Source organism: Clostridium sartagoforme AAU1 (assembly GCF_000401215.1).
GTDB lineage: Bacteria > Bacillota > Clostridia > Clostridiales > Clostridiaceae > Clostridium > Clostridium sartagoforme.
The window spans coordinates 1-3120 of the sequence record NZ_ASRV01000101.1 but is presented as its reverse complement, the minus strand read 5'-3'; the positions used below and the strand labels follow the sequence as shown (position 1 = coordinate 3120).

Here is a 3120-nt window from a genome sequence, read left to right as displayed (position 1 = left end):
ATGATAAATATCCAGAAGTACTTCAAAAATATAGATTTGAATTATTTAAATATTAATTAAAGAATTAGTATAAGAATTTAGAGATAATATTCAATTAGTATAATAATAGTTTATATATATAATGAAGATAGAACCATGCATAGTACTAAGTAGAATTAGATACTATACATGGTTCTATTACATTTTTAAGTATTTAGGGATGTTTTTATCTGTTTCCATTATATGTACCTTTATCCAATTAGAAACCACATCTAGTATGTCATTTATAGATTTTTTTTGATCTATATCTATAGAATATATGTCAAATTTATTAATTTCTTCGATAAAAGCATCATGAGCAAATTTATGTGTTAAAAATTTTGAGTAGCCATTTTTACGCATAAAATCTTCTTCAGTTTGGAAATGATAAATTGTATATTCTTTTAACTCTTCAAGTATAGTGATAATTTCATCATATTTATCATTTTCCTTATCTTTTAGTAATAGTTCATAGCATTTATCAAGTATGTTAAATAACTCCTTATGTTGCTCATCTATAATGTCTATGTTAACAGAAAATTTATCAGACCAAGATCCCATTTTAACTCCCCCAGTATAAAAAATATAATTCTATTATAATTGAATAGTATAAAATAAACAATAAGAATAAATTTTTACAATTAAACATTTTCTACCAAAGCTTATAGATTATTAAATATAGCAAAGATTAGCAAAGTTACAAATATATTAGAATTATATAAATAATCATTTGAAGATTATAAAAAACATTTAAATTTAGTAAAAATTTACTAAAAAGGTTTTTTATAATTGACTGTTATATTTTATCGGTATATTATGAATATAACTAGGTATTTGGATTATTAGCTATTTTAAAGCACATAAAAATATTAGTAAAATATAATTTATTAGTATATAAGTTGCAATAAATATTCTACATTTAACTTAAATAAACCTATTAACTTTTAATTTTATAAGACTGTAATGAGGTAGATTATTAATTGAAACATATATATTAAAAAAGTATAAGTTTTAGGAGTGAAACTATGGAAATTTTAAAGGTGTTAATTGGGAAGTTTAATAACAAAAAGGTGGAAAGCTATAACTTAAGAAACTCTAATGGTTTTGGGATAAATGCATTAAATTATGGTGCTATAATAACTGATATATTAGTACCAGATAGAAATGGAATAATTGAAAATGTAGTTCTTAAATATGAAGATATAAACTCATATGAAAAAAATCCATCATATTTAGGAGCATTGATAGGAAGAACAGCTGGTAGAATTGCAAAAGGTAAAGTCGAATTAAATGGCAACGTTTTAAGTTTTGATAAAAATTATGGGTCTAATCAAGGTCATGGAGGAATAAATGGCTTTGACAAAAGGTTTTTAGATGTAAAAACAAATATTAACGAAAACGAAGGATATATAGAATTTTCTTATTTAAGTCCATCAGGGGAGGAAGGATATCCTGGTAATTTAAAAATTAATTTAAGATATACTATAACAGAAGAAAATGAATTGAAAATATCATATAAAGCAATAAGTGATGAAGATACATTAGTTAATCTAACTAATCATAGTTATTTTAATTTAAGTGGCAATTATAAAGAGAACATTTTAAATCATCATTTATATATAGATAGTGATTTTATAACTGAAATAAATAAAAATCAAGTTCCAACTGGAAAGATAATAAGCGTAGATGGAACTCCATTTGATTTTACAAGTCCTAAAACAATAGGAAGAGATATAGAGGAAGAAGATTATCAACTGGAAATTGGACAAGGATATGATCATACTTGGATTCTAAATGGCGGTAATGATATAAAAATTAGATTATACCATAAAGCTTCAGGAAGGCAAATGGATGTTTACACAAATCAAAATAGCGTAGTTTTATATTCGTTAAATTTCCCAGATGATGAAAAAATATCTTATGCAAATAGAAGTGCTAAGAGAAGAGAGGCCTTGGCAATAGAAACTCAAAGTCCTCCTATAGGAGAGAATAATATATTTGCTAAGTATTCAATTTTAAGAAAAGGTGAAGAGTATAATAAAGAAACAATATATAAGTTTTCAATTATATAAATTATTAGGCAGTACTAAGTTAAGTATTGCCTTCTTACTTATATAAATTGATAAAACACTGATATCAATTGAATAATCTCAAATTAAAATAGAATTAAGCTCGGTGTGTGATATTTATTACATCGTATATATCATTTTTTCTAAAGTTACTATATAAATATAAGTAGATAACTATAGGAGAGGTATTTGTATGCAAAAGAGATTAGTTTATGATATCTTTATTGGTTTATTATCGTTGATGGGTGCAATAATGATAATATTAGAACTTATGTATAAACTGCCCATTAGTGTAGTAGAAACTTTTTATTATATAAATTTAATAATTTGCTATATATTTTTTATGGACTATATAATAAGATTAGGTTTATCAAAAAACAAAATAAATTTTATAATTAATAATCTTGTAGATTTAATTTCTATAATACCTGTTTTTGGAATAAGCAAAATGATTTATACTTTGAATATAGGAATGGTTATAGACTTAAAATTATTAATAAAAATAACAAAAGTAGTTATACTTATAATTTTTATAATCAAATTTAAGAATAAAATAAGAGAATCTGTAAAAATTAATAAATTTAACTATATGTTAGTTTTAACTACTATTATAATTGTATTAGCAGCAGTAATTATAGCTTTATTAGAAAATATGAGTTTTGGAGATGCTATATGGTGGAGCTTTGTAACTTTCACTACCGTTGGGTATGGAGATGTACTTCTCACAACTAATAGTGGAAGAATAGTGGCTATTTTATTAATGATTTTTGGAATTGGATTTATAGGAGTAACTACAAGTACGATAGCGGCTTATATAATAAATAATGATGGGAGAAAGAAAAGAAAAAGAGATTTTAAGGACGAAACTATAGATTTTATTAAATATAAAATAGATAATCTTGATTCATTATCAGATTCAGAATTAGATAATATATATAAAACTTTAAAAATCTTAAAATCAAATAATAAGGAAAAGTAATAAAGGAAGAGGTAGACATATGAAAAAGGTATATAGAATTATAATTATTATATT

General features: G+C 23.3%; 3 protein-coding genes. 2 read left to right on the top strand and 1 reads right to left on the bottom strand.

Annotation, left to right across the window (positions count from 1 at the left end; all coding sequences use genetic code 11):
* Positions 1–177: 177 nt before the first annotated feature.
* Positions 178–579: a bacteriohemerythrin gene (locus A500_RS08350; protein WP_016207142.1), complete on the bottom strand. Its 402-nt coding sequence runs from the start codon at positions 577–579 to the stop codon at positions 178–180.
* A gap of 464 nt (positions 580–1043) precedes the next feature.
* Between A500_RS08350 and A500_RS08345 the strand changes: the two genes are divergently transcribed.
* Together A500_RS08345 and A500_RS08340 are read left to right on the top strand one after the other, a co-directional pair.
* Complete coding sequence (locus A500_RS08345; RefSeq protein ID WP_016207141.1) at positions 1044–2090, top strand: aldose epimerase family protein; 1047 nt, start codon at positions 1044–1046, stop codon at positions 2088–2090.
* A 190-nt stretch (positions 2091–2280) separates the two neighbouring features.
* Positions 2281–3066: a potassium channel family protein gene (locus tag A500_RS08340; protein ID WP_016207140.1), complete on the top strand. Its 786-nt coding sequence runs from the start codon at positions 2281–2283 to the stop codon at positions 3064–3066.
* Positions 3067–3120 lie beyond the last annotated feature (54 nt).

What these genes read in the sequence shown, in the direction of transcription:
- A500_RS08350 (WP_016207142.1), bottom strand. Translation starts at nt 579, where the DNA reads ATGGGATCTTGGTCTGATAAATTTTCTGTTAACATAGACATTATAGAT.
- A500_RS08340 (WP_016207140.1), top strand. Translation starts at nt 2,281, where the DNA reads ATGCAAAAGAGATTAGTTTATGATATCTTTATTGGTTTATTATCGTTG.
- A500_RS08345 (WP_016207141.1), top strand. Translation starts at nt 1,044, where the DNA reads ATGGAAATTTTAAAGGTGTTAATTGGGAAGTTTAATAACAAAAAGGTG.